Source organism: Rhodococcus sp. ARP2, from assembly GCF_001029585.1.
Taxonomy (GTDB): domain Bacteria; phylum Actinomycetota; class Actinomycetes; order Mycobacteriales; family Mycobacteriaceae; genus Rhodococcus_F; species Rhodococcus_F erythropolis.
In genome coordinates this window covers 101,344-127,087 of the sequence record NZ_LEKE01000024.1, presented here as the reverse complement: position 1 = coordinate 127,087, position 25,744 = coordinate 101,344, and the positions used below count along the sequence as shown (strand labels likewise).

Below are 25,744 nucleotides of genomic sequence, written 5' to 3'. Positions count from 1 at the left end.
ATGTGTGACATCGATTCGACGCGCATAACCCACCGCGATCTGCATCGGACCGCGGGGGGTGGGTTAGCAATTCGCGCCAGGCGTGAGTACGGTCGCTATCGCTGCTGGTTATCAGCGGAATAGACAAAATTTGCACACGACGAGACGGAGGAACCGTGGCCCTTCCCCAGTTGACTGATGAGCAGCGCGCTGCTGCTTTGGAGAAGGCAGCTGCTGCCCGCAAGGCCAGGGCTGAGCTCAAGGAGCGCCTGAAGCGTGGCGGCACCGACCTCAAGCAGGTCCTCAAGGACGCCGAAGACAACGAAATCTTGGGCAAGATGAAGGTTTCGGCACTGCTCGAGGCGCTGCCCAAGGTGGGCAAGGTCAAGGCTCAGGAGATCATGACCGAGCTGGAGATTGCACCGACCCGTCGCCTTCGTGGCCTCGGTGATCGGCAGCGCAAGGCTCTGCTCACCAAGTTTGACTTCGAGGCCTGAGCCGACAAGTGATGATTGCTGACGCGGCAGTGTCTGATGATTGCTGACGCAACAGTGTCAGAGAGCAAGACCGCAGTGCGGAGGGGTCGGCTGGTTGTACTGGCCGGCCCTTCGGCTGTCGGTAAGTCCAGCGTCGTTCGCGAGCTGAGAACTCGGTTGCCTGAACTCGTTTTCAGCGTTTCGGCGACCACTCGCGATCCCCGTCCCGGTGAAGTGGACGGCAAGGACTACCGATTCACCTCCCGTGAAGAATTTCAACGGATGATCGACTCCGGTGAACTTCTCGAATGGGCGGAAATCCACGGCGGTCTACAGCGCTCCGGCACCCCCGCAGCTCCGATCGAAGAAGCGCTCGAAGCTGGAAAGCCCGTACTCGTCGAGGTCGATCTCGCCGGAGCACGAGCTGTCCGCAAGGCGATGCCCGAAGCTCTGTTGGTGTTCATGGCTCCACCGAGCTGGGACGTTCTGGTGCAACGGCTGACCGGACGGGGAACCGAAACGGAAGACGTCGTGGCACGCCGACTCGAGACGGCCCGAGTGGAATTGGCCGCACAGGACGAGTTCGACACGGTCATCGTGAACGAGGATGTAAGCCGTGCTTGCGATGAGTTGGTATCCTTGTTGGTTGGGAACTGATTCCGCACCCTTCGGGAACCGATTTCCGCCCCGTTTCTCAGATATCCGGATCGATAAAACTAGTTCTTCGATGAAGATCTAATTCAGGAGACACAAGAGTGAGCAGCACTTCAGCCGCGTCCGCAGCAGGTCAGGGCGCTCTGCCTGCCTACGACACCCCGCTCGGCATCACCAACCCGCCGATCGACGAGTTGCTCGAACGCACCTCTTCCAAGTACGCCCTGGTCATTTACTCGGCCAAGCGTGCGCGCCAGATCAACGACTACTACAACCAGCTCGGTGACGGCATCCTCGAGTACGTCGGACCTCTGGTCGAGCCCGGTCTGCAGGAAAAGCCGCTGTCCATCGCGTTGCGTGAAATCCACGCTGATCTCCTCGAGCACACCGAAGGCGAGTGAGCACCACGTCTGCCGCACCCGAACCTCGTTCGGGTGTCGGGGGAGTGTCCGACGCGCCCACATCGATACGTAAGCGCATTGTCGTCGGTGTCGGTGGGGGTATCGCCGCGTACAAAGCGTGCTCGATCATCCGCAGCTTCACCGAGAGCGGTCATCACGTCCGTGTGATTCCGACCGAATCCGCTCTGGAGTTCGTCGGCCGCGCCACGTTCGAAGCACTCTCCGGCAACCCGGTTCACACCGGCGTCTTCAACGACGTCCCGCAGGTTCCGCATGTCCGCCTCGGACAGGAAGCCGATCTCGTTGTCATCGCGCCGGCAACCGCTGATCTGATGGCGCGAGCTGTCATGGGCCGCGCAGACGACCTGTTGACAGCCACCTTGTTGACCGCACGCTGTCCGGTCGTCTTCGCCCCCGCAATGCACACCGAGATGTGGGAGCACCCCGCAACGGTGTCCAACGTGGCGACACTGCGCTCGCGCGGCGTCCACGTGATCGAACCTGCCTCCGGGCGTTTGACCGGAAAAGACACCGGGGCCGGTCGACTTCCCGAACCCGACGAGATCGTCGGGTTGGCATCGTTGCTCCTCGAGCGCTCGGACGCGTTGCCGCGCGACCTGGAAGGTCGCCGCATTCTGGTCACCGCCGGCGGTACTCGCGAGCCGCTCGATCCGGTGCGCTTTCTCGGTAATCGCAGCTCCGGCAAACAGGGCTACGCGCTCGCCCGTCTGGCCGCACAACGCGGCGCTCACGTCACGCTGATCGCCGGTTACACGGCCGATCTTGCCGACCCCGCCGCTGTCGACGTCGTGCACATCAAGACGGCCGAAGATCTCCGGTTGGCAGTGGAGAAGCACGCACCGGGACACGACGGAGTCGTCATGGCTGCAGCTGTCGCGGACTTCCGCCCCACCACCGTCGAAGGCAGCAAGATCAAGAAGGGCGCAAACGAACCCGACTCGATCAGCCTCACCAGAAACGCCGACATCCTCGCCGGTCTCGTCGAAGCGCGTCGTGACGGCGATCTGGACGCTCGAACGGTGATTGTCGGATTCGCCGCAGAGACCGGTGACGCCCATGGTGACGTTCTCAGTTACGCCCGCTCCAAGCTTGCCCGCAAAGGTTGCGACCTCCTCGTGGTCAATGCGGTCGGCGAGGGCAAGGCGTTCGAGGTCGATCACAACGACGGTTGGCTGCTCGGTTCCGACGGCTCGGAGTCCGCGCTCGAGCACGGATCCAAGGCTTTGATGGCCAGTCGAGTACTCGACGCCCTGGTCAAGCTCTTCCCCGAGTAGCGACACGCGCCCGGTGGTGAGAGTTACCCCACGATAATCGGGTGAGCACAAGGGTGTTGCGCAGGCGGTCCAACCGTTATCGTCGGCTCAGCCCCCAGCTAACAAAGCATGACAAAACGGTCACCGAACGGTGATTCGGATACTTCAATAAGCTGTAGTCAAGAACTCAGTCGTCGAGAGGGAGATCTGTGAGCAAGTCCGGCAGTCGGCTATTCACCAGCGAGTCCGTCACCGAGGGGCACCCGGACAAGATCTGTGACGCGATCAGCGACTCGATCCTCGACGCGCTGCTCACCCAGGACCCGCGCGCCCGCGTGGCCGTCGAAACTCTGGTCACCACCGGCCAGGTTCACGTAGCCGGCGAGGTCACGACCACTGCGTACGCAGACATTCCGAAGATCGTGCGCGACACGGTCCTCGAGATCGGCTACGACAGCTCGGCAAAGGGCTTCGACGGTAACTCCTGTGGCGTCAACGTCGCGATCGGCGCGCAGTCGCCCGAGATCGCGCAGGGTGTCGATCACTCGCACGAGGCTCGCGTCGACGGAATCAGCGACGACGAGATCGACCGTCAGGGTGCGGGCGACCAGGGCCTGATGTTCGGCTACGCCACCACCGACACGCCGGAACTGATGCCGCTGCCCATCGCGTTGGCTCATCGTCTCTCTCGCCGGTTGACCGAGGTCCGTAAGTCCGGCGTGCTGCCGTACCTGCGCCCGGACGGCAAGACCCAGGTCACCATCGAGTACGACGGTGACAAGGCTGTCCGTCTCGACACCGTGGTCATCTCCACCCAGCATGCCGCTGACATCGACCTCGACAACCTGTTGACGCCCGATCTTCGCGAGAAGGTGCTTCACTCGGTGCTGACCGACGTGAACCTCACCGATCTCGACACCTCCGATGTTCGTCTGCTGGTGAACCCGACGGGCAAGTTCGTCCTCGGTGGCCCGATGGGTGACGCCGGTTTGACCGGCCGCAAGATCATCGTCGACACCTACGGCGGAATGGCTCGCCACGGCGGCGGCGCGTTCTCCGGCAAGGACCCGTCAAAGGTCGACCGAAGCGCTGCCTACGCCATGCGTTGGGTGGCCAAGAACGCTGTTGCCGCAGGTCTGGCCGACCGCATCGAGGTTCAGGTCGCATACGCCATCGGCAAGGCAGCTCCGGTCGGACTCTTCGTCGAAACCTTCGGCACCGAGAAGACCGATCCGGCACGGATCCAGAAGGCGATCACCGAGATCTTCGACCTGCGTCCGGGAGCGATCATCCGCGACCTCGACCTGCTGCGTCCGATCTACGCGCAGACGGCGGCATACGGTCACTTCGGTCGCACCGACATCGACCTCCCGTGGGAGAGCACCGATCGTGCCGACAAGCTGCGTAGCGCAGCTGGTCTCTGATCACTGACGTACAGACGGGGCGCGGGTGGGCGCGGAAAGAGTAGCGGCAGAAGTCGATCCGGTCGCCCGGGTGCTGCCGATGCTCCCGCTCGCTCACCTCGACCGTGAATTCGACTACCTCGTTCCTCGTGAACTCGAAGCGGATGCGCAGCCCGGAGTCCGGGTGCGCATCCGCTTCGCTGGTCGTCTGGTGGACGGTTTCATCGTCTCGCGCGAGGCCACCAGTGACCATCAGGGGAAGTTCGGCTGGCTCGAACGCGTCATCTCGTCCGAGCGGGTCCTGACGGCCGAAATCGCGCAAGTCGTCGATCGTGTGGCGGAGCGTTATGCCGGAACCCGCGCCGATGTTCTCCGTTTGGCGGTACCGCCGCGCCACGCGAAGGTCGAGGCGGAACCGTGGGAGCCCGCCGAGCCGCCGTCCGCTCCTGAACCGATCGAAAATGGTTGGCATCTCTACAGATTCGGTGACGCCTTTCTGTCCGCGATTCGCGAGTCGAAAAGCCCGCGTGCGGTCTGGCAGGCGTTGCCTGGTGAAAACTGGCCACTGCGCCTGGCCGAACTGGCCGGGGCTGTAGCGGCAAGTGGTAAATCCGCGATCCTGGTTGTGCCCGATCAACGCGACCTGGACCGCGTCGTCGCCGCATGTACCGAACTCTCCGGAGCGGATGCAGTGGTGGGTCTGTCCGCAGGCCTGGGGCCGGCCATGCGATACCGAAGGTGGCTCGCTGCACTGCACGGGACCGCCCGGATCGTCGTCGGCACGCGCAGTGCAGTTTTTGCGCCGACGCCCGAGACCGGTCTTGTCGTCGTCTGGGACGACGGCGACGACAACTTGTCCGAGCCGCGGTCGCCGTATCCACATGCCCGCGAAGTTGCCGTCCTGCGTGGCTACGTCGCCGAGTGCGCCGTCGTGATCGGTGGGTTCTCCCGTACGGCAGAAGCGCAGGTACTCGTCGACTCGGGATGGGCGCACGATCTGGTCGCTACGCGGGACGTCGTTCGTGCTCACGCACCCAAGATCACCGCGCTTGCCGACAGCGATCAAGCCTTGGCCCGCGATCCGGGAGCCAGAGCGGCTCGTTTGCCCGCTATTGCATTCGCGGCCGCCCGGCGCGCTCTGGGTGAGGGCAACGGAGTCCTGGTGCAGGTGCCTCGGCGGGGGTACGTACCGACCCTGGCCTGTGGAAAGTGCCGTGCCCCGGCACGGTGCCGTCGGTGCAACGGCCCACTGGCTCTTCCCGCTGCGGCAGGTCCCGACGGCGCCGTGACACCGGCATGCCGCTGGTGCGGGGTTGCCGATGCCGCCTACCGATGTCACGCGTGCGGGGCGAAAGCGTTGCGCGCGGTGGTAGTCGGTGCCGGCCGGACCGCCGAAGAACTCGGGCGGGCGTTTCCCGGTGTGAAAGTTGTTCTGTCCGGGGGCGGTGATGTGGTCAAGGAACTGCCACACGGGCCCGCGTTGGTGGTCTCGACAGTGGGTGCGGAGCCGGTGATGACCGGCGGCTACGGCGCCGCGCTCTTGCTCGACGGTTGGGCACTGCTCGGCCGGCCCGATCTTCGAGCCGCCGAGGAAACACTCAGACGCTGGATGTCGGCTGCTGCCATGGTGATTCCGCTGTCCGAAGGCGGTGAAGTTGTGGTTGTCGCAGACTCGGGTATCCCGACGGTGCAGGCGTTGGTCCGATGGGATCCAGTGGGGCACGCACAATCTCAATTCGAGGAACGGGACGAGGTCGGCTTTCCTCCGGCCGTTCACATGGCTGCGATCGACGGTGGATCCGCAGCAATTGCGGAGTTGGTGGACTCAGCTGATCTGCCGGCAAGTGCTGTACTACTCGGACCAGTGGAATTGCCTGCGGGGGAGAGGCTTCCGTATTCCGGTGAGGACGAGAGCGGTGTCGCGCCGGAGCGAATGCTGGTCCGCGTTCCACGCAAGGACGGTCGCGGCCTCGCGGACGCTCTGGCACATGCGAGGGCCGCGCGCAGTGCGCGGAAGTCATCGGGTCCGGTCCGCATTCAGATCGACCCACGCCGCATCGGCTGATTTTCGAGTCCTCAGAGGCATGCTTGTGTGCAGCAAAAATCTTGCGCAACCCGATATGACGATATATCGTCGAACTATCAACGATAGTGATGGAGGTTCGACGATGGATGCAAGTTTCCCGAACGAGGGGATGTTCGGCCGACGCGGTTTCTTCGGCGGTTTCGGCCGTGAGCAACGGCCACCATTTGTGATGTGGGTGCCGACGGACGACGGCGCGCCGGGCGATGGTCCCGGCGATCGAGACGGTGGACGACGCGGTCGACCGCACGAGCGGCCGGGCTTCGGTGACATGCCACGCAGAGGCCATCGGCGGGGGCGTTTCGGTCCAGACGGCGGACCCGGCCCCGGCTTCGGTCCGGGCGCTCAGTTCGGTCGCGGGCGAGGACGTGGCGGACGAGGTCGTCGTGGAGATGTGCGCGCTGCGATTCTGTTGTTGATCGCGGAAGAGCCGATGCACGGCTACGAATTGATTCAGCAGATCGTCGAGCGCAGCGGCGGCGTCTGGAAGCCGAGTCCGGGTTCCATTTATCCCGCGCTGTCCCAACTCGAGGACGAGGGACTGGTGATCATCGAAAAGGTCGCCGGCCGAAAGACCGCCAAGCTGACCGAGGAAGGCGTCGCATACGTCGAGGAGCATCGCGCCGATCTCGGGGCACCGTGGGATGACGTTCGTCTCAGCGTAGGGGAGCCGGAGCAGGACCTTCGTGAACTGATCGGCCAGCTGATGGGCGCGGCCGGTCAAGTGGCTGCTGTAGGCACACCAGCGCAGGTCAAGGCCGCAGCCGACGTGCTTGTCGAGGCGCGCAAGTCGCTCTACCGAGTGCTTGCCGGTGATGACGCCGATGAAGGCGGCAATTGAGACGTCGGATACCTACTGTTCGGTAGGGTATGCGCCCCGAAGTTTCTGGTGTTACGGTCAGCTCCCTCGTAGGATCAGAGCAGGAGCAGGAACAATGGCTGGCGTCAAACGGTCTGTGGGACTGACATTTTCGGTAGCAGTGGCGCTGCTGATCGGAGCACCGCCGGCGATATCGGCTGCCGCACCGACGCTCCCGTCTGCGAGTGCCGACGCGATGGACGTTCCTCTCGACATCGGTCCGGGTCAGGCGACTCGTTCCGTTGCCACGGCATATGCGCATGCTCATCCAGGATCCGCACCTGCCGGGTCGAACGATTTCGCCTGTGAGCCTTCCGCCACGCATCCCCGACCAGTTGTACTCGCCCACGGAACCGACACCGAGGCGTACGCGGATTGGGCGGCCCTGTCGCCGGCACTGGCAGCTGACGGCTATTGCGTCTTCGCCCTCAATTACGGCGGTGCGATCGAAGAAGAAGACGGGGACGTCGCACACGAGACTTACGGCGTCGGCGACATAGTCGGTAGTGCCACAGCGTTCGGTTCTTTCGTCGATCAGGTGCTGACCGCGACCGGAGCAGACAATGTCGACGTGATCGGCTACTCCCAAGGCGCGACGGTGACGCGGTACTACGTCAACAAAATGGGCGGCGACGCCTACGTCGATCATTGGGTCGGTTTGGCTTCGCCGACCTACGGCGGGGTGATGTTCGGGTTGGTTCCCATCGTCCGTGCGATCCCCGGCGGAGAAGACTTTGTCGAAGATGTCTTTTCGCGAGCTGTCCGCGAGCAGATGCAGGGGTCGGATACGTTGAACGCCCTCAACGACGGCGGCGACACCGTACCCGGAGTGCGCTACACGACTATCGGGTCCGCTGTCGACGAGATGATCCAGCCGTCCTCGAACATCGCGCTCCGTGACGCCGGTGCAGAAAACATCGTCCTCCAGGATCTGTGCCCGTCGAACCTGACCGGCCACTTCCGCATGCCGTACGACCCCTACGTGATCGACGTCATCCGGACGGTCCTCGACCCCGATGCCGAGCGGCACGCTTCGTGCAGCGCGGTGCCGCTCGGCACGGATATTCCGCAAGTGGTCATCGACGCAAATTCGTGAGCTGCAAATTCGTGAGCTGCTAACTCGTGAGCACCGAGATCACGTGGGTCGGGATGTTTACTCGGCGAGCTTGGCAGTGGCCTGCGCCCACAGGAAGAACTTGTTCGTTCCGAGGTCGCGGACGGTCTTGATGTTGAACGCTGCCTTCAAATGTTCTGCGTCCGAATCGCTTACGCCGTTGAGTGCCGCGACCGGGGCGTCCGCCAATTCTTCGACGGACTTTCCTGCGTAGGCCTTGTCGAACTTACTGTCGATGCCTGCCATCTAAGTTCCTCCGTGTGATCGGTGTATCCCGTATCAGCCTCCGCCGAGTGGCGACGACAGAGACAGTCAATACCGAGGACCGGTGAATCTGCAGGGTTCTGATCAAAGAAATTGCTGAGAAAGTGGTTCGGTGTGGCGCGAGGTAGGTCGTAGCTCCCGCAGTCCTTAGACTGACAGTTCCACCCACCGACACATCCGGGAGCATTTTCGTGAGTTGCAGTCCACCGCGTTCGACAGGCCGATCGGCTGATCAGAGTCCGAAGAGCCCAACGAAACGGGAGAGCTGACATGCGCGTCGTGTTCGCCGGAACGCCCGAACCCGCGGTTCCTTCGCTGCGGCGTCTCATCGAGTCCGCCAACCACGAAGTGGTAGCCGTCGTCACGCGTCCGGACGCTGTGGCGGGCCGCGGTCGCAAAGTCACCCGCTCGCCGATCGGTCTGCTTGCCGACGAGTACGGCATCCCGGTCCTGACACCGGTCAAGGCGTCCGATCCCGACTTCGCAGCCGAACTCGCCCGCCTGGAACCGGACTGCGCACCCGTCGTCGCCTACGGAAACCTGTTGCCGCAGAACGTCCTCGACATTCCGAAATACGGTTGGGTCAATCTGCATTTCTCGCTGCTTCCGGCGTGGCGCGGCGCCGCGCCGGTGCAGGCTGCGATCAGTGCCGGTGACGAGGTGACGGGCGCCAGTGCGTTCCGTTTGGAAGCCGGCATGGATACCGGCCCCGTGTACGGAGTGATGACCGAGCGGATTCGCGACACCGATACGGCAGGCGACCTGCTCGGGCGTCTGGCGGAAAACGGCGCTGCCCTGCTCGAATCGGTACTCGACGGCCTGGAGGCCGGAGAGATCAACGCGGTTCCGCAGTCTGCCGACGGCGTCTCGTACGCCCCCAAGGTGACTGTGGACGCGGCCCGCGTGCGGTGGGAATTGCCCGCTCGCACGGTGGACCGGCACATCCGAGCAGTCACACCCGCGCCTGGGGCATGGACGATGATCGGTGATCTTCGAGTCAAGGTCGGCCCGGTCACCGTTACGGACGAGACCCTGGCAGTCGGTGAGATCTCGGTACGCAAGGATGGTCTGTACATCGGTACCGCGACCACCGCGGTACGACTCGGGCAGATTCAGCCCCCGGGCAAGAAATTGATGTCGGCAGGGGACTGGGCACGCGGTGCCCGACTCGACGCGGAGGTACGAGCACAGTGACCGAATCACGACGACCGGCACGGCGGACACAGGGTCCCGGAGCCAAGAATGCAACCGGCGGCAAGAACACCAAGCCGAAGCAGGCCAAGCGGCCGGATCCGGCAACCGCCGGGCTCGATCAGCCGCGACTGGCTGCGCGCGACGTCCTGCGCGCGGTCCGTGAACGTGACGCATACGCGAACCTGGTTCTGCCCGGGCTCCTGCGCGACCGCAAACTCGACGCACGCGATGCGGCGCTGGCAACCGAACTCGCGTACGGCGCGGCACGTGCTCAGGGCCTCCTGGATGCGGTGATCGCCCACGCAGCGGGTCGGCCGATCGAAGAGATCGACGGAACCCTGCTCGATGTTCTTCGACTCGGCTCGTACCAACTGCTGCGTACTCGTGTCGCACCGCACGCTGCTGTTGCCACCTCGGTCGACCTCGTCCGCGCCGAAAACGGCCAGGGCCGAGCAGGATTCGTCAACGCGGTCCTGCGCCGTGTCTCCGAACGCACCCAGGACGAGTGGGTCGAGCTGCTAGCCCCGAAGGACCCGGTCGGCCGACTCGCCTTCGAGCACGCGCATCCCCTGTGGATCGCGCAGGTATTTGCCGACTCGCTCGGCGCCGCAGCCGGAGAGCTCGAAGACGTTCTGATCGCCGACGACGCCCGCCCCGCCGTGCACCTCGTCGCCCGCCCCGGTGAGATCTCCGCCGAGGAGCTCGCACTGGTGACCGGCGGCGAGATCGGGCCGTACTCGCCGTACGCCGTGCATCTCGACGGCGGTGACCCCGGACAACTCGAGGCGGTCCGCCAAGGCCTGGCAGGAGTGCAGGACGAGGGCAGTCAGCTGGTTGCCCGCGCCCTCAGCATTGCTCCTCTCGAAGGTGAAGACTCCGGACGCTGGCTCGACCTCTGTGCAGGTCCAGGAGGAAAAGCGGCACTTCTCGGTGCTCTTGCCGGCATCGAAGGTGGTCGACTCGACGCCGTCGAGCCGGTCGAACACCGTGCCGAGTTGATTCGCAAGACCACTCGCGAGCTTCCCGTGGACGTACACGTGGCGGACGGCCGCGAATCCGGGCTCGAACCCGGATACGACCGCATCCTCGTCGACGCTCCCTGCACCGGGTTGGGTGCGCTGCGTCGGCGCCCGGAGGCACGTTGGCGTCGCCAGCCGTCCGATGTGGCTCCGCTCGTGAAGTTGCAGCGTGAATTGCTTGCTGCTGCAATCGAACTGGTTCGCCCCGGCGGAGTGGTGCTGTACTCCACGTGCTCGCCGCACTTGTCGGAAACGCTGGCAGTGGTCGCCGATGCGGTGCGGCGTCATGGCGTCGTGGAACTCGACACCAAGGAATTGGTGCCAGGTGTCCCGGACGTCGGAGACGGATCGTCGGTTCAGTTGTGGCCGCATCGACACGGCACGGACGCTATGTTCATGGCCGCTTTGCGCAAGCCGCTGGCCTGATCGGATGACTTCTGGGCATCGGTAGTCGTATGGTGCCTACATGGTTACGTGGGAACAGGTTGTAGTACTGGGTTCGGCTCTTCCCTCCGTGGAAGAGTCGACCTCGTACAACACCCCGGCACTCAAGGTGGCAGGTAAAACTTTTGCGCGGCTCCGCACCGAAGCGGAGGGCGCTTTGGTCGTGATGTGCGGTCTGGACGAGAAGGAGGCGCTACTCGCCAGTGGCGAGGCGGCTTTCTTCACCACAGATCACTATCACGGGCACGGATCGATCCTCGTGCACCTCGAACTGATCGACGAGGTGCAGTTGGGCGAGATGCTCGAAGATGCGTGGCGGATCAAGGCGCCCGCCAAGGTGCGAAAGCTCCGCACCGTCGTCAAGAACTGATCGGATTTCACCGGCTCCGATGTGCATGCACGGTCGGTGATGAGTCACAGCCGATGTGCATGCACGGTCGGCGATGAGTCACAGCTAAACTCGGCGGCGTGGCTTCCCCGATGATTGCACCGTCCATTTTGTCCGCAGATTTTGCTCGACTCGCCGATGAAGCGACTGCCGTGTCCGGCTCCGACTGGCTTCACGTCGACGTGATGGACGCGCATTTTGTTCCCAATCTCACGCTGGGTCTGCCGGTGGTCGAGAGTCTGCTGAAGGCGACGGACATTCCTCTCGACTGCCATCTCATGATCGAGAATCCGGAGCGCTGGGCGCCGCCGTACGCCGAGGCCGGTGCGTACAACGTCACGTTTCACGCCGAGGCCACCGACGATCCGCGTTCGGTTGCCCGCGATATTCGTGCAGCTGGTGCCAAGGCGGGGCTGAGCATCAAGCCTGGAACCCCGATCGACGACTACCTGGAAATCCTCAAGGACTTCGACACCCTCTTGATCATGAGCGTCGAACCCGGATTCGGTGGTCAGTCCTTCATGCCTCAGGTGCTCGACAAGGCACGCGCAGTTCGAAAGCTCGTCGACTCGGGTGAGCTGACGCTCCTCGTCGAAATCGACGGCGGCATCAACGCTTCCACGATCGAGCAGGCCGCCGAAGCAGGGATCGACTGCTTCGTCGCCGGTTCGGCGGTGTACGGTGCGAGTGATCCCGGTGAGGCGGTGCGCAAGCTGCGCGCGCAGGCCGCCTCGGCGTCGCCGCACCTGACGCTGTCGGTCTGAGCCGCTCGATGGCAAAGGGTGGACAGGCGTCGACGGCTGATCTCGACGCCGCGATGCAGATCGCGCTGGCCGCAGCTGATTCCGCGCGCGGATTCACCAGCCCCAACCCACCGGTCGGCGCGGTCATCCTCGCTGCCGACGGAACCATCGCGGGCGTCGGTATGACGCAACCGCCCGGTGGACCGCACGCCGAGGTTGTAGCTCTCGACGAGGCCGGCGATGCGGCACGTGGCGGTACGGCCGTGGTGACACTGGAACCGTGCAATCACCAGGGGCGAACCGGGCCCTGCTCGCAGGCATTGATCGATGCCGGAGTCTCGGCGGTCGTCTACGCAGTCGGTGATCCCAATCCCGAGGCTTCCGGCGGCGCAGCGACGCTCATGCGCGCTGGAATCAGCGTCACGGCCGGACTCCGGGCACCCGAGGTGGAAGCTGGTCCACTGCGAGCCTGGCTGCACAAACAGCGCACCGGTCGCCCGCACATCACGTGGAAGTACGCGGCCAGTCTGGACGGACGCAGCGCCGCCGAGGACGGAACGAGTCAGTGGATCACCGGTCCGCAGGCGAGGGCGCGCGTGCATGCTCAGCGGGCGCAGATCGATGCGATCGTGGTCGGTACCGGCACCGTGTTCGCCGACGATCCGTGGCTGACGGCGCGTCAGCCCACCGGTGAGCTCGCGGCGCATCAGCCCGTACGCGTCGTCGTCGGAAAGCGTGAAATACCTTCGACGGCAAGCGTTCTCGATGACACCGCACCGACTTTGGTGCTCAACGCCGACAACATCGACGAAGTAGTCGAGGCGTTGGGGGAGTACACAGACGTACTTCTCGAGGGTGGGCCCCGTCTGGCCGGAGCATTCCTCGCCGCCGGATATGTCGACGTCATCGAGGCGTACATCGCTCCGATACTGCTCGGCGCGGGCGCTTCCGCGCTCGTCGATGCCGGAGTGCACACCATCACCGACGCCCACCGATTCCGTTTGGAGTCCGCGGTAACGATCGGCCCCGATATTTTGTTGAGTCTGGTTCCGGAGAGTTCTGCTCCGGGGAACGAGGAGTAGGGCGCGTGTTCACAGGAATTGTGGAAGAACTCGGCGAAATTGTCGCCAAGGAAGAACTGGTCGATGCTGCACGCTTCACGGTGCGCGGGCCACTGGTCACCTCCGACGCTGGTCACGGCGATTCGATCGCGGTCAACGGCGTGTGCCTGACGGTCGTCGATGTGCTTGCCGACGGTTCGTTCACCGCAGACGTCATGCAGGAAACGCTGAACCGCTCGAGCCTGGCGAAGTTGGATGTCGGCTCTCGCGTCAACCTCGAGCGCGCCGCGGCGCTGAACAGTCGACTCGGCGGCCACTTGGTTCAAGGGCACGTCGACGGAACTGGCCACGTCATTTCCCGCTCGCCTTCCGAGAACTGGGAGGTAGTGCGGATCGCACTGCCGGACTCCATATCCCGATACGTGGTGGAGAAGGGTTCGATCACTGTCGACGGAGTCTCGCTGACGGTCTCCGCGCTGGGCGGCGACCGCGGGTTCGAGTACTTCGAGATCTCGCTGATCCCGACAACGCTCGAGTTGACGACGCTCGGAACCGCTGTGGTCGGTACGCCGGTCAACCTCGAGGTGGACGTGATCGCCAAGTACGTCGAGCGGCTTCACTCTGCCGGTCGGTAGGACCAGGCTGATCGGACCCGTCCGATTGGTCGTAGGGTTGTCAGTGCATCCGTCGGATGCACTTGTTGTATTCGATGATGTTAAAAGTCAAGACTTTGGAGTGCGAGCACGTGACCAGGTTCGACAGTATCGAGCGCGCAGTAGCAGATATCGCTGCAGGTAAAGCTGTTGTCGTCGTGGACGACGAGGATCGCGAGAACGAGGGCGACCTCATCTTCGCCGCCGAGAAAGCCACCCCGGAACTGGTGGCGTTCATGGTCAGGTACACCTCCGGCTACCTGTGCGTGCCGCTCGACGGTGACGATTGCGATCGGCTGGGCCTGCCCCCGATGTACGCCACCAACCAGGACAAGCACGGCACCGCCTACACCGTGACCGTCGACGCCCGTGAGGGAATCGGTACCGGCATCTCGGCGTCGGACCGCGCTGCGACGATGCGTCTGCTCGCCAACCCCGAATCCGGTGCCAACGATTTCACTCGTCCCGGCCACGTCGTTCCGCTCCGCGCGAAGGAAGGCGGAGTGCTGCGTCGTCCGGGCCACACGGAAGCTGCAGTCGACCTCGCCCGCATGGCGGACCTGCGTCCCGCCGGCGTCATCTGCGAAATCGTCAGCCAGAAGGACGAAGGCGCGATGGCTCAGACCGACGAGTTGCGAGTCTTCGCCGACGAACACAACCTTGCTCTGATCTCGATCGCGGACCTCATCGCGTGGCGTCGCAAGCACGAGAAGCACGTACTGCGCATCGCCGAGGCGCGCATCCCCACCCGCCACGGTGAGTTCACCGCTGTCGGCTACACCAGCATCTACGACGAGGTCGAGCACGTTGCGCTGGTGCGCGGCGACATCGCAGGCCCCGACGGAGACGGTAGCGACGTACTCGTCCGCGTTCACTCCGAGTGCCTCACCGGCGACGTCTTCGGTTCGCTGCGGTGCGATTGCGGCCCGCAGCTCGACGCCGCACTGGACATGGTCGCCCAGGAAGGCCGCGGCGTTGTCCTGTACATGCGCGGACACGAGGGTCGTGGCATCGGCCTCATGCACAAGCTGCAGGCCTACCAGCTCCAGGACGCCGGTTCCGACACAGTCGACGCCAATCTCGAACTCGGGCTACCGGCGGACGCCCGCGACTACGGCATCGGTGCGCAGATCCTCGTCGATCTGGGGATCTCGTCGATGCGTCTGCTGACCAACAACCCGGCCAAGCGTGTGGGTCTGGACGGCTACGGCCTGCAGATCACCGATCGCGTTCCGATGCCGCTGCGCGCGAATGCGGAGAACCTCACCTACCTGCGCACCAAGCGCGATCGGATGGGTCACGATCTGATCGGACTGGACGAGTACGAGGCGAACCAGAACACCGCACAGCCGGGAACCGCACTGTGAGCGGCGAAGGTCAGCCGAAGCTCGCGATCGCCGAGGCCAAGGACCTGAAGCTGGCGATCGTTGCCGGGCAGTGGCACGCGACGATCTCCGAGGCTCTGATCGCCGGCGCGCAGCGCGTCGCGCAGGAGGCACAGATCAAGGACGTGACACTGGTCCGTGTCGCTGGCGCGATCGAACTGCCGGTCGTTGCGCAGGCATTGGCTCGCACGCACGACGCCGTCGTCGCACTCGGTGTTGTCATCCGCGGCGGCACGCCGCACTTCGAGTACGTGTGCGACGCGGTCACCGCGGGCCTTACACGCGTCTCGCTCGACGAAAGCACTCCCGTGGGGAACGGTGTCCTGACCACCGACACCGAGCAGCAGGCTCTTGACCGTTCGGGGCTGCCGGGTAGCGTCGAGGACAAGGGCGCACAGGCCTGCGCCGCCGCACTGGACACCGCAGTGACCCTGCGCCATCTCCGAGCACCATGGACCGAGGATTCGTTTCGATGAGTACACCCGGCGACAACGAGAACTGGGAACTGATTGCGTCACCGCGTAAGTCGACGCGATACGCGATCGGAGTTGCTGTCCTCCTGGTGATCGTTCACGTCACACTTGCACTCCTGCTCCGCCAGGGGTCCACCGGCGTGTACTTCCGAGCCGCGGACCAACTTGCGATGGCAGGCATCGGCACCATTCTGGCTCTCGGTGTACTGATGTTGACGCGGCCCCGGGTCAAGGTGGGCAAGCAGGGAATCGCCGTACGAAACATCTTGGGCGAGAAGATCGTCGACTGGGATCTGTTCGAGGGACTCTCGTTCCCCGACGGCGCCGCCTGGGCACGCATCGAATTGCCCGACGACGAGTACATGGCAGTGATGGCGATCCAGTCCAACGACCGTGAGTACGCCGTCGACACGGTCGGCAAGTTCCGCGAACTGGCCGACCGCTACGCACCGGTCGCGCACAAGAGCAACTGACGTCTTCCGACCGGTTCGGTGCCCGCATCCTGCGCGTTTCCGAGTCGGTCGGTGGCGGCGACTAACCTGAAACCGTGCCGGATCCCTCGACTTACCGCCCCGCTACCGGAACCATTCCGGCTGCGCCGGGCGTCTACAAATTTCGCGATCCGCATGGTCGGGTCATTTACGTCGGAAAGGCGAAAAGCCTCCGTTCACGTTTGAACTCGTACTTCGCGGACGTCACGACACTTCATCCCCGTACTCGGCAGATGGTGACCACCGCCGGCAGCGTCGAGTGGACCGTCGTCAGTACCGAAGTCGAAGCGCTTCAGCTCGAGTACAACTGGATCAAGGAATTCGATCCGCGGTTCAACGTGCGGTACCGCGACGACAAGACGTATCCGGTTCTCGCCGTGACGCTCAACGAAGAGTTCCCGCGGCTGTTCGTCTACCGCGGTCCGCGGCGCAAGGGCGTCCGCTACTTCGGTCCCTACTCCCATGCCTGGGCCATCCGCGAAACACTCGATCTGCTGCTGCGAGTGTTTCCCGCACGAACGTGCTCGTCCGGAGTCTTCAAACGACACAACCAGATCGGCCGGCCGTGTCTGCTCGGCTACATCGACAAGTGCTCGGCGCCCTGCGTCGGGCGAGTCAGCGCCGAGGAGCATCGTCAGATCGTCGAAGATTTCTGCGACTTCCTCGCCGGCCGCACGGACAAGCTGGTCAAAGATCTCGAAAAGCGCATGCAGCAGGCTTCCGAGGAGCTCGACTTCGAGACCGCGGCCCGTCTGCGTGACGATATCGGCGCTTTGCGCAAGGCGCTCGAGAAGCAGGCCGTCGTACTCGGTGACGGCACCGACGCCGATCTCGTCGCCTTTGCAACCGATGATCTCGAAGCCGCCGTTCAGGTGTTCCACGTGCGCGGCGGACGCGTGCGGGGTCAGCGTGGATGGGTCGTGGAGAAGGCAGGCGATGCCATCGACTGGGCCGCACTCGACGCCGAGTCCGACCTGCCGATCCTGGTCGAGCAGTTCCTCACCCAGTTCTACGGTGAGCAGGCGGCACTCGACCCGGGAGCGGGCTCCGAGGCCGGGATCAGCGCCGTTCCCAAGGAAGTTCTCGTGCCGGTCCTGCCTGCCAACGCGACCGAGATCCAGGCGTGGCTGAGCAAGCTTCGGGGATCGCAAGTGCAACTGCGGGTTCCGCAACGCGGCGACAAGAAAGACCTCGCCGAAACGGTCCAGCGAAACGCGAAAGAGGCTCTGGCGCAGCACAAGCTCAAGCGCGCCGGCGATTTCACCTCGCGTTCTGCGGCGCTTCAGGGCATCCAGGAAGCACTGGACCTGGACTCGGCTCCGCTACGAATCGAATGCATCGACATCAGTCACGTCCAGGGAACCGACGTCGTGGCGTCACTGGTCGTGTTCGAAGACGGGCTCCCGCGTAAGTCGGACTACCGCCATTACGCGATCAAGGAAGCTGCCGGCGACGGTCATTCCGACGACGTGGCGAGTATCGCCGAGATCACTCGCAGGCGGTTCCTGCGACACAACCGCGACCTGGGCATTCTCGCTGCGTCGGCGTCGACCATGGACGCGGACGGTGGGGATCTGGCTCCCGAAGCGGCGATCGACCCGGCGACGGGCCGGCCTCGGCGGTTCGCCTATCCACCCAATCTGTTCGTCGTGGACGGCGGCGCCCCTCAGGTCACGGCCGCAGCGGCGGTCCTCGACGAGCTGGGGGTCACCGACGTCGCGGTAGTCGGCTTGGCCAAGCGACTCGAAGAGGTATGGGTACCGGGGGAAGAAGATCCGGTCATCCTTCCCCGAACGAGCGAGTCGTTGTACCTCCTGCAACGCATCCGAGACGAAGCCCACCGCTTCGCGATCACGTTCCATCGCAGCAAGCGCTCGAGGCGGATGACGGCTTCGGCTCTGGACTCGGTCAAGGGGCTCGGTGAAACTCGTCGTACTGCTCTGGTGGCTCACTTCGGTTCCGTGGCGAAGCTGAAAACGGCAACGGTCGAGGAGATCATGCAGGTCCCCGGTATCGGTGAGACCACAGCCACAGCAGTTCTGGCCGCACTCGGCACGGATTCGGCTGCAGCCGATGCGGGTGCTGAAGCTCGAGCGCTGCCAGCCGCGGTAGGGGATGATGAGCTGGACAAGGAATCCGAATCGTCTGTTACCTCTGCTGACGCGCCAAGCGCCGAATCCGGTAGCGGTGACGAGGGCTCCGAGTCGCGAGAATTGTCCATGCCGACGACGGGGCCGAGTGCACAGTGACTACCGACAGCGCCAAAGACAGTCGAACGATGGATTTCCTGCTGGTGACGGGATTGTCCGGAGCCGGTTTGAGTACCGCTGCCAAGGTGCTCGAAGACCTCGGCTGGTATGTCGCGGACAATTTGCCACCTGAGCTCATTTCCCGGATGGTCGGTCTGAGCATGACCTCCGATCCGCCGGTCGATCGTCTCGCCGTCGTGATCGACGTGCGGAGTCGACTCTTCACCGGCGATCTCGGGTGGGTGCTCACCGAACTCGAGGCGGAGCCGATCCACACTCGGGTGCTGTACCTCGAAGCATCCGACGACGTGTTGATCCGACGGTTCGAACAGGTGCGCCGCAGTCATCCGTTGCAGAACGACGGCATCGACGGCACGTTGTCCGAAGGGATCGCAGCCGAGCGTCGGCAGTTGGCCGTGGTGAAGGCGGCCGCCGATCTGGTCATCGACACGTCGGCGCTGAAGGCACATCAGTTGCGTCAGAAGATCGAAACGGCGTTCGGGAACGATGCCAACCGCACGATGAAGGTGACGGTCCAGTCGTTCGGATTCAAGTACGGCCTGCCGATGGACGCCGATCTCGTCTGTGACGTTCGATTCCTGCCCAATCCCCACTGGATCCCGGAACTTCGCCCGCACACCGGTCAGGATGCCGACGTCCGCGACTACGTGTTGTCCCGCGAGGGTGCGGAAGACTACCTAGACACCTACCGACATCTGGTCGATTTGACGATCGCCGGATATCGGCGAGAAGGAAAGCGCTACATGACAATTGCGGTCGGGTGCACCGGCGGTAAGCACCGAAGCGTGGCCATGTCCGAAGCTCTCGCGAGGCGTTTGGGTTCCGAGGACGACATCTCGGTCAGCATCGTGCACCGGGATCTGGGGCGCGAATGAGTGAACCGACACATAGCTCGCGGGAGAAGCCAGATGGGCCGGCCATCGTCGCGCTCGGCGGCGGGCACGGATTGTTCGCCACGCTCCAGGCCGTCAGACGCCTGACGGTCGACGTCACCGCAGTGGTCACGGTCGCCGACGACGGTGGTTCGTCGGGCCGGCTGCGCGCCGAACTCGGCGTCATCCCGCCCGGTGACCTCCGGATGGCGCTCGCGGCTCTCGCGTCGGACGAACCCGAGATAGTCGACTGGACTCGGACCATTCAGCATCGCTTCGGCGGTGTCGGCGCACTTGCCGGGCACTCGGTGGGCAATCTCATCCTGGCCGGACTCACCGAGGTGCTCGGCGATCCGGTCGTCGCGCTCGACGAGATGGCGCGACTGCTGCGAATCCGTGGCCGCGTGCTGCCGATGTCGCCGATCGCGCTCGAGATCGAAGCCGACGTTCAAGGACTCGAAGAGGACCCACGCGTCAGCCGCTGCATTCGTGGACAGGTCGCCGTCGCGACCACGCCGGGCAAGGTTCGGCGTGTGAGACTGCTCCCGTCCAATCCGCCCGCGTGTCCCGAGGCTGTGACTGCGATCGATCGTGCCGATCTCGTGGTTCTCGGCCCGGGATCGTGGTTCTCGAGCGTGATCCCGCACGTACTGGTACCCGAACTTGTCGAATCACTGTCGTCGACGAATGCTCGAAAGGTGCTGGTGCTCAATCTCGCACCCGAGCCGGGGGAGACCGCCGGATTCTCCGCAGAGCGTCACCTGCACGTACTCTCCCAACACGTGCCCGATTTTCGGGTCGACTACGTGGTGGTCGACTCGGCGTCGGTACCGGCCGGGCGTGAACGTGAACATCTGCAGCGTGCGGCGGATCAATTTTCAGCCGAAGTCAGGTACGCGGATGTCGCGGACACCTCACCGGGCGCAGCGCATGTACACGATCCGGCAAAACTGGCCGATGTACTGGCTGAACTGTCGAGCAGTGCGGCAGTAGGGGATTCGACACAGTCTTCCCTGCAAGAACAGCAATCCGAAGAACAGAGGGAGAACGCTTCGTGGCAATGACAGCGGAGGTCAAGGACGAACTGAGCCGGTTAGTGGTGACTCAGGTCAGCTGCCGCAAGGCAGAGGTCTCCGCGTTGCTGCGCTTTGCCGGTGGGCTCCACATCGTCGGCGGCCGGGTGGTCGTCGAAGCAGAGGTGGATCTGGGCTCTACGGCGCGACGTCTGCGCCGGGAGATTTTCGACCTGTTCACCTACAGTGCCGATGTTCACGTACTCAGTGCGGGCGGGCTTCGAAAATCCGCTCGCTACATCGTGCGTGTGGCGAAGGAGGGTGAGGCCCTCGCGCGCCAGACGGGACTGCTCGATCTTCGCGGGCGCCCGGTTCGCGGCTTGCCTGCGCAGGTCGTCGGCGGAAGTGTCGGCGACGCCGAAGCAGCTTGGCGCGGTGCGTTCCTCGCGCACGGTTCCCTGACCGAACCCGGCCGTTCGTCGGCGCTCGAAGTGAGCTGCCCCGGCCCGGAAGCTGCACTGGCATTGGTCGGAGCTGCGCGGCGTCTGGGGATCTCGGCGAAGGCACGTGAGGTTCGCGGAACGGATCGTGTGGTGATCCGCGACGGTGAGGCCATCGGCGATCTCCTGACCCGAATGGGAGCCCAGGACACACGCCTGGTGTGGGAGGAGCGACGGATGCGACGCGAGGTCCGCGCCACCGCCAATCGTCTCGCCAATTTCGACGACGCAAACCTGCGACGCTCTGCTCGCGCTGCCGTTGCGGCTGCTGCGCGCGTCGAGCGTGCGTTGGAGATCCTCGGCGAGGACGTGCCCGATCACCTCGCGGCGGCCGGCGCACTGCGCGTTGAGCATCGGCAGGCGTCCCTCGAAGAACTCGGCCAGTTGGCCGACCCGCCGATGACCAAGGACGCCGTTGCCGGACGTATCCGTCGCCTGCTCTCCATGGCTGATCGCAAGGCGAAGGAAACGGGCATACCCGACACCGAATCCGCAGTGAATGTGGAGCTACTCGAAGAGGGGTGACCTGCCCTCCGTCAGGGTGGGCTGCGCACGTTCGGGCCACGCGCATTAGGGTATGAGTCACATCGACCGATGAACCCCACGTCCGCGTCGTGCACACACGGATTCGGAGTATGCGTGGGTCAAGTTGCACACCAGAATCATGGTCAAAGGAGCGAATTGTGACTGTCCGGGTTGGCGTAAACGGTTTCGGCCGTATCGGACGTAACTTCTTCAGGGCGGTGGATGCGCAGAAGGCGCTCGGAACCACCGATATCGAGATCGTGGCAGTCAACGACCTGACTGACAACGCGACGCTCGCTCACCTGCTGAAGTACGACTCCATCCTCGGCCGTTTGCCGTACGACGTGTCGCTCGACGGTGACGACACGATCGTCGTCGGCGATCAGCGCATCAAGGCCCTCGCACACCGCGGCCCGTTGAACGAGCTTCCCTGGGGCGAGCTGGGCGTCGACGTCGTCGTCGAGTCCACCGGCATCTTCACCGACGCCGCAAAGGCCAAGGGACACCTCGAAGCCGGCGCCAAGAAGGTCATCATCTCGGCTCCGGCCAAGGGTGAAGACATCACCATCGTGATGGGCGTCAACGACGACAAGTACGACGGCAGCCAGAACATCATCTCCAACGCGTCGTGCACCACCAACTGCCTCGGCCCCATCGCCAAGGTTCTCGACGACGAGTTCGGCATCGTCAAGGGTCTGATGACCACGATCCACGCGTACACCCAGGATCAGAACCTGCAGGACGCTCCGCACGCAGACCTCCGTCGCGCCCGCGCAGCTGCCCTCAACATCGTTCCCACCGGCACCGGTGCAGCCAAGGCAATCGGCCTGGTTCTCCCGCAGCTGCTCGGCAAGCTCGACGGCTACGCACTGCGCGTGCCGATCCCCACAGGCTCGGTCACCGACCTCACCGCGAACCTGAAGAAGTCGGCTACCGCCGACGAGATCAACGCCGCGATGAAGGCCGCTGCCGAAGGACCCCTCAAGGGCATCCTGAAGTACACCGACGCACCGATCGTCTCCTCGGACATCGTCACCGACCCGCACTCGTCGATCTTCGACTCGGGTCTGACGAAGGTCATCGACGACCAGGTCAAGATCGTTTCCTGGTACGACAACGAGTGGGGCTACTCCAACCGCCTCGCCGACCTCATCGGCCTCGTCGCCAAGTCTCTCTGAGCGGAGTTTCGATAACAGTGGCAGTTCAGACGCTGAAGGATCTGCTGGACGCTGGGGTCGAGGGGCGCACCGTACTGGTGCGTTCCGACCTCAACGTCCCGTTGGATGGCGGAGAAATCACGGACCCGGGCCGCATCGTCGCGTCCGCTCCCACCCTGCGGGCACTTGCCGAGGGTGGAGCGAAGGTCATCGTGACCGCGCACCTCGGGCGCCCCGACGGTCAGCCCGATCCCAAGTTCTCCCTCGCACCGGTTGCCGCGAAGTTGGCCGAAATCCTCGGTCGCAACGTGCAACTCGCCGGTGACGTCGTGGGACAGGACGCGCTGGCTCGTTCCGAAGGACTCACCGATGGTGACGTCCTGATGCTCGAGAACATCCGTTTCGACCCTCGCGAGACCAGCAAGGACGAAGCCGAGCGGGTCAAGCTCGCCAAGGCTCTCGTCGAGCTGGTCGGTGACGACGGCGCATTCGTCTCCGACGGATTCGGTGTTGTTCACCGTAAGCAGGCGTCGGTCTTCGACGTCGCGAAGCTGCTCCCGCATTACGCCGGTTACCTGGTCGGCGCCGAGGTCGAGGTGCTCGCCAAGCTCACGCAGGACGCTGCGCGTCCGTACGCGGTAGTGCTCGGTGGCTCCAAGGTCTCGGACAAGCTGGCCGTCATCGAGGCACTGGCACCGAAGGTCGACACTCTGGTGATCGGCGGCGGAATGTTCTACACGTTCCTCGCGGCTCAGGGTGTCTCCGTGGGCAATTCGCTGTGCGAAGAGTCCATGATCGAGACCTGCAAAGGTCTCCTCGACCGGTACGCCGACGTCATCCACATCCCTCAGGATGTTGTCGTCGCGGACTCCTTCTCGGCCGATGCCGAGTCGAAGATCGTTCCGTTCGACAAGATTCCCGACGGCTGGATGGGGCTGGACATCGGACCGGAGTCGGTCAAGCGCTTTGCCGCGATCCTGACCGGCGCCAAGACGGTGTTCTGGAACGGCCCGATGGGCGTGTTCGAGTTCCCGAAGTTCGAGGCAGGCACCCGCGGTGTCGCCGAAGCAATCGTGGAGGCAACCGAGAAGGGCGCCTTCAGCGTCGTCGGCGGCGGCGACTCTGCAGCAGCCGTTCGTCAGCTCGGTATCCCGGATGAGGGCTTCTCGCACATTTCCACCGGTGGTGGCGCTTCCCTCGAGTACCTCGAGGGCAAAGAGCTGCCTGGCATCGCAGTACTGGAAGGCTGATCCGACATGGCACGTAAGCCGTTGATCGCCGGCAACTGGAAGATGAATCTGAACCACCTCGAGGCTATCGCCCTGGTGCAGAAGATCGCTTTCTCCTTGCCTGCGAAGTACTTCGACAAAGTGGACGTCACGGTCATCCCGCCGTTCACCGACATCCGTAGCGTCCAGACGCTGATCGAGGGCGACAAGCTCCTCCTCACGTACGGCGCGCAGGATGTCTCGGCTCAGGACTCGGGTGCGTTCACGGGTGAGATCAGCGGCTCCATGCTGGCCAAGCTCGGATGCACCTTCGTCGTGGTCGGCCACTCGGAGCGTCGCACCCTTCACAGTGAGACCAACGAGACCGTCCTCGCCAAGACCAAGGCCGCTCTCAAGAACGGCCTCACGCCGATCGTGTGCATCGGTGAAGGCCTCGAGATCCGCGAAGCGGGCGATCACGTTGCCTACAACGTCGACCAGCTCAAGGGTTCATTGGCGGGCCTGAGCGCGGAGGAGATCTCCAAGATCGTCATCGCGTACGAACCTGTTTGGGCCATCGGCACCGGCCGGGTCGCTTCTGCCGCCGATGCACAGGAAGTGTGCGCTGCGGTACGAGCAACAGTTGCCGAACTTGCCGACGCCGAGGTCGCAGCCGGCGTTCGCGTTCTGTACGGCGGCAGCGTCAGCTCCAAGAACGTCGGAGAGATCGTCGGCCAGACTGACGTCGACGGCGCTCTGGTCGGCGGCGCGTCGCTCAAGGCTGACGAGTTCGCGACACTGTCTGCGATCGCTGCAGGCGGTCCACTCCCGTGATGTGATCGGGTAGTGAGCTGGAAACTGCAGGACACTGTCACTGCATGACACTGAGCTGTATGACACTGAACTGCGGGCGTGTGACCGAGTAGGTCACACGCCCGCAGTTTTTTGATTCGCCGGATTCAGCTCACGAGTTTGGTTTCCAAAGCGCCGACGAGTTCGGGAGCAAGGTCCAACCCGGTGGTCAGATAGTTCTCGACGGTCCCGTAGTGGTGCTCCACCTGCTCGAAGGCAGCGCCCAGGTAACTTGCGTCGACGGACAGCAGCAACCGGATCACCTCGCCCTTGTCTGCATCTGTGGCGGCGGCGATCGTTGCGACCGTCGCATCGATGTACTCGGCCGAGTACGTATTCGTGAGCAGGTAGTCCGCCATGATCGTTTCGCGCGGTACACCGGCGAGTGTTTGCAGTAGTGCTGCTGCCCAGCCTGTTCGGTCCTTGCCTGCCGTGCAGTGGAAGAGTTGCGGCCCGGCGGTAGTGGCCAGGGCGGCGAACAACTGCGAGAATCCGCTGCGAGTGACCGGGTCTGCGACAAAGCTGCGATTGATGTTCTGCATGAAAGCTGTTGCAGCGTCCGCTGTTCGGAGAGCCATCGCTTCGGCGTGGATGTTGCCGGACAGGATGGGAATGTGGGCGTACATAGCCGGCGTAGGCACGGTGTCGGGAGTTTCGTTCGCTTCGGTTTCGGAGCGCACGTCGTAGACGGCGGTCAGCCCCAGCGATTCCACGATTGCAAGATCCTCAGGCGAGGGCGTCAGCACGTTTGCGCGGTAGAAAACTCCGCGGCTCATCGCCTGTCCGCTGGTCGTGACGTACCCGGGGCCGGCCACGTCGCGGAAGTTGTGAATCGAAGCCAGACGTGGTGTGTCAGGCAAGGGTATGTCGGGCAGGGCAGTGTCGAGCAGGGCAGTGTCGGGCAGGGCAGTGTCGGGCAGGGCAGTGTCGGGCAGGGCAGTGTCGGAAAGCATGGAGCCGGCCTTTCGGAGGTAGAGTCGCGTCAACTG

The 25,744-nt window shown here is 64.0% G+C and carries 26 protein-coding genes; 24 read left to right on the top strand and 2 right to left on the bottom strand.

Annotated elements, in window-relative coordinates:
• Positions 1-155 precede the first annotated feature (155 nt).
• The 8 genes from mihF to ABX74_RS04935 all read left to right on the top strand — a co-directional run bounded on the left by mihF (position 156) and on the right by ABX74_RS04935 (position 8,225).
• A complete protein-coding gene (mihF, locus tag ABX74_RS04970) occupies positions 156-476 on the top strand; it encodes an integration host factor, actinobacterial type (protein WP_003944825.1) in 321 nt (106 codons plus the stop codon).
• Positions 477-512: 36 nt separating this feature from the next.
• Positions 513-1,112, top strand: a complete 600-nt coding sequence (gene gmk, locus ABX74_RS04965; protein WP_020907704.1) for a guanylate kinase — start codon at positions 513-515, stop codon at positions 1,110-1,112.
• A gap of 98 nt (positions 1,113-1,210) precedes the next feature.
• The gene (gene rpoZ, locus ABX74_RS04960) at positions 1,211-1,510 is read left to right on the top strand and encodes a DNA-directed RNA polymerase subunit omega (RefSeq protein ID WP_003944996.1); all 300 of its coding nucleotides are present in this window, start codon (positions 1,211-1,213) and stop codon (positions 1,508-1,510) included.
• Complete coding sequence (gene coaBC / locus ABX74_RS04955; RefSeq protein ID WP_020969581.1) at positions 1,507-2,805, top strand: bifunctional phosphopantothenoylcysteine decarboxylase/phosphopantothenate--cysteine ligase CoaBC; 1,299 nt, start codon at positions 1,507-1,509, stop codon at positions 2,803-2,805. The genes rpoZ and coaBC overlap by 4 nt, the downstream gene beginning before the upstream one ends.
• Positions 2,806-2,993: 188 nt before the next feature.
• Entirely contained in the window at positions 2,994-4,208 is a 1,215-nt protein-coding gene (gene metK / locus ABX74_RS04950; RefSeq protein WP_003944827.1) for a methionine adenosyltransferase, read from the top strand.
• A 25-nt stretch (positions 4,209-4,233) separates the two neighbouring features.
• The gene (locus ABX74_RS04945; protein ID WP_082148455.1) at positions 4,234-6,252 is read left to right on the top strand and encodes a primosomal protein N'; all 2,019 of its coding nucleotides are present in this window, start codon (positions 4,234-4,236) and stop codon (positions 6,250-6,252) included.
• 190 nt (positions 6,253-6,442) lie between these two features.
• Positions 6,443-7,111, top strand: coding sequence for a PadR family transcriptional regulator (locus ABX74_RS30560; protein ID WP_370627685.1), 669 nt, complete (start codon positions 6,443-6,445; stop codon positions 7,109-7,111).
• A 94-nt stretch (positions 7,112-7,205) separates the two neighbouring features.
• Positions 7,206-8,225, top strand: a complete 1,020-nt coding sequence (locus ABX74_RS04935; protein WP_047888349.1) for an esterase/lipase family protein — start codon at positions 7,206-7,208, stop codon at positions 8,223-8,225.
• Between the two features lie 57 nt (positions 8,226-8,282).
• Here the strand turns inward: ABX74_RS04935 and ABX74_RS04930 are convergent, their stop codons facing one another.
• Positions 8,283-8,489, bottom strand: a complete 207-nt coding sequence (locus tag ABX74_RS04930; protein WP_003944900.1) for a hypothetical protein — start codon at positions 8,487-8,489, stop codon at positions 8,283-8,285.
• 288 nt (positions 8,490-8,777) lie between these two features.
• On the opposite strand from ABX74_RS04930, the gene fmt reads away from it, so the two are divergent.
• The 16 genes from fmt (at position 8,778) to tpiA (ending at position 24,737) form a co-directional block, all read left to right on the top strand.
• Positions 8,778-9,701: a methionyl-tRNA formyltransferase gene (fmt, locus tag ABX74_RS04925; protein WP_047888348.1), complete on the top strand. Its 924-nt coding sequence runs from the start codon at positions 8,778-8,780 to the stop codon at positions 9,699-9,701.
• Positions 9,698-11,146: an RsmB/NOP family class I SAM-dependent RNA methyltransferase gene (locus tag ABX74_RS04920; protein ID WP_019748382.1), complete on the top strand. Its 1,449-nt coding sequence runs from the start codon at positions 9,698-9,700 to the stop codon at positions 11,144-11,146. The genes fmt and ABX74_RS04920 overlap by 4 nt, the downstream gene beginning before the upstream one ends.
• Positions 11,147-11,186: 40 nt before the next feature.
• On the top strand, positions 11,187-11,534 hold the full coding sequence (locus ABX74_RS04915) for an MmcQ/YjbR family DNA-binding protein (protein ID WP_019748383.1): 348 nt from the start codon (positions 11,187-11,189) through the stop codon (positions 11,532-11,534).
• 98 nt (positions 11,535-11,632) lie between these two features.
• Positions 11,633-12,316: a ribulose-phosphate 3-epimerase gene (gene rpe / locus ABX74_RS04910; RefSeq protein WP_019748384.1), complete on the top strand. Its 684-nt coding sequence runs from the start codon at positions 11,633-11,635 to the stop codon at positions 12,314-12,316.
• A gap of 8 nt (positions 12,317-12,324) precedes the next feature.
• A complete protein-coding gene (ribD, locus tag ABX74_RS04905) occupies positions 12,325-13,377 on the top strand; it encodes a bifunctional diaminohydroxyphosphoribosylaminopyrimidine deaminase/5-amino-6-(5-phosphoribosylamino)uracil reductase RibD (RefSeq protein WP_047888347.1) in 1,053 nt (350 codons plus the stop codon).
• Positions 13,378-13,382: 5 nt separating this feature from the next.
• Positions 13,383-13,991, top strand: a complete 609-nt coding sequence (locus ABX74_RS04900) for a riboflavin synthase (RefSeq protein ID WP_003944892.1) — start codon at positions 13,383-13,385, stop codon at positions 13,989-13,991.
• A 110-nt stretch (positions 13,992-14,101) separates the two neighbouring features.
• A complete protein-coding gene (locus tag ABX74_RS04895) occupies positions 14,102-15,376 on the top strand; it encodes a bifunctional 3,4-dihydroxy-2-butanone-4-phosphate synthase/GTP cyclohydrolase II (RefSeq protein WP_003944833.1) in 1,275 nt (424 codons plus the stop codon).
• Positions 15,373-15,870: a 6,7-dimethyl-8-ribityllumazine synthase gene (gene ribH / locus ABX74_RS04890; protein ID WP_020907710.1), complete on the top strand. Its 498-nt coding sequence runs from the start codon at positions 15,373-15,375 to the stop codon at positions 15,868-15,870. The genes ABX74_RS04895 and ribH overlap by 4 nt, the downstream gene beginning before the upstream one ends.
• Positions 15,867-16,340, top strand: a complete 474-nt coding sequence (locus tag ABX74_RS04885) for a PH domain-containing protein (RefSeq protein WP_007727982.1) — start codon at positions 15,867-15,869, stop codon at positions 16,338-16,340. Before ribH ends, ABX74_RS04885 begins: the two co-directional genes overlap by 4 nt.
• A gap of 74 nt (positions 16,341-16,414) precedes the next feature.
• A complete protein-coding gene (gene uvrC, locus ABX74_RS04880; protein WP_047888346.1) occupies positions 16,415-18,607 on the top strand; it encodes an excinuclease ABC subunit UvrC in 2,193 nt (730 codons plus the stop codon).
• A complete protein-coding gene (gene rapZ / locus ABX74_RS04875) occupies positions 18,604-19,503 on the top strand; it encodes an RNase adapter RapZ (protein ID WP_082148454.1) in 900 nt (299 codons plus the stop codon). Before uvrC ends, rapZ begins: the two co-directional genes overlap by 4 nt.
• On the top strand, positions 19,500-20,564 hold the full coding sequence (locus tag ABX74_RS04870) for a uridine diphosphate-N-acetylglucosamine-binding protein YvcK (protein WP_019748388.1): 1,065 nt from the start codon (positions 19,500-19,502) through the stop codon (positions 20,562-20,564). The genes rapZ and ABX74_RS04870 overlap by 4 nt, the downstream gene beginning before the upstream one ends.
• On the top strand, positions 20,561-21,538 hold the full coding sequence (whiA, locus tag ABX74_RS04865; RefSeq protein ID WP_021344225.1) for a DNA-binding protein WhiA: 978 nt from the start codon (positions 20,561-20,563) through the stop codon (positions 21,536-21,538). Before ABX74_RS04870 ends, whiA begins: the two co-directional genes overlap by 4 nt.
• 158 nt (positions 21,539-21,696) lie before the next feature.
• Positions 21,697-22,716: a type I glyceraldehyde-3-phosphate dehydrogenase gene (gene gap, locus ABX74_RS04860; protein WP_003944851.1), complete on the top strand. Its 1,020-nt coding sequence runs from the start codon at positions 21,697-21,699 to the stop codon at positions 22,714-22,716.
• A gap of 17 nt (positions 22,717-22,733) precedes the next feature.
• Positions 22,734-23,945 carry a phosphoglycerate kinase gene (locus ABX74_RS04855; protein WP_019748389.1) on the top strand — a complete coding sequence of 404 codons (1,212 nt, stop codon included), beginning with the start codon at positions 22,734-22,736 and terminating at the stop codon, positions 23,943-23,945.
• Between the two features lie 6 nt (positions 23,946-23,951).
• Entirely contained in the window at positions 23,952-24,737 is a 786-nt protein-coding gene (tpiA, locus tag ABX74_RS04850) for a triose-phosphate isomerase (RefSeq protein WP_047888344.1), read from the top strand.
• Positions 24,738-24,862: 125 nt separating this feature from the next.
• On the opposite strand, the gene ABX74_RS04845 is transcribed toward tpiA, so the two are convergent.
• On the bottom strand, positions 24,863-25,708 hold the full coding sequence (locus ABX74_RS04845) for a tyrosine-protein phosphatase (RefSeq protein WP_047888343.1): 846 nt from the start codon (positions 25,706-25,708) through the stop codon (positions 24,863-24,865).
• Between the last annotated feature and the right edge of the window lie 36 nt (positions 25,709-25,744).

Bases quoted from the DNA above. Each gene is read 5' to 3' on its own strand.
- ribD (WP_047888347.1), top strand. From the start codon at position 12,325: ATGGCAAAGGGTGGACAGGCGTCGACGGCTGATCTCGACGCCGCGATG.
- whiA (WP_021344225.1), top strand. From the start codon at position 20,561: ATGACAGCGGAGGTCAAGGACGAACTGAGCCGGTTAGTGGTGACTCAG.
- ABX74_RS04915 (WP_019748383.1), top strand. From the start codon at position 11,187: ATGGTTACGTGGGAACAGGTTGTAGTACTGGGTTCGGCTCTTCCCTCC.
- fmt (WP_047888348.1), top strand. From the start codon at position 8,778: ATGCGCGTCGTGTTCGCCGGAACGCCCGAACCCGCGGTTCCTTCGCTG.
- tpiA (WP_047888344.1), top strand. From the start codon at position 23,952: ATGGCACGTAAGCCGTTGATCGCCGGCAACTGGAAGATGAATCTGAAC.
- ABX74_RS04930 (WP_003944900.1), bottom strand. From the start codon at position 8,489: ATGGCAGGCATCGACAGTAAGTTCGACAAGGCCTACGCAGGAAAGTCC.
- ABX74_RS04935 (WP_047888349.1), top strand. From the start codon at position 7,206: ATGGCTGGCGTCAAACGGTCTGTGGGACTGACATTTTCGGTAGCAGTG.
- gmk (WP_020907704.1), top strand. From the start codon at position 513: ATGATTGCTGACGCAACAGTGTCAGAGAGCAAGACCGCAGTGCGGAGG.
- ABX74_RS04885 (WP_007727982.1), top strand. From the start codon at position 15,867: ATGAGTACACCCGGCGACAACGAGAACTGGGAACTGATTGCGTCACCG.
- ABX74_RS30560 (WP_370627685.1), top strand. From the start codon at position 6,443: ATGTGGGTGCCGACGGACGACGGCGCGCCGGGCGATGGTCCCGGCGAT.
- ABX74_RS04870 (WP_019748388.1), top strand. From the start codon at position 19,500: ATGAGTGAACCGACACATAGCTCGCGGGAGAAGCCAGATGGGCCGGCC.
- ABX74_RS04845 (WP_047888343.1), bottom strand. From the start codon at position 25,708: ATGCTTTCCGACACTGCCCTGCCCGACACTGCCCTGCCCGACACTGCC.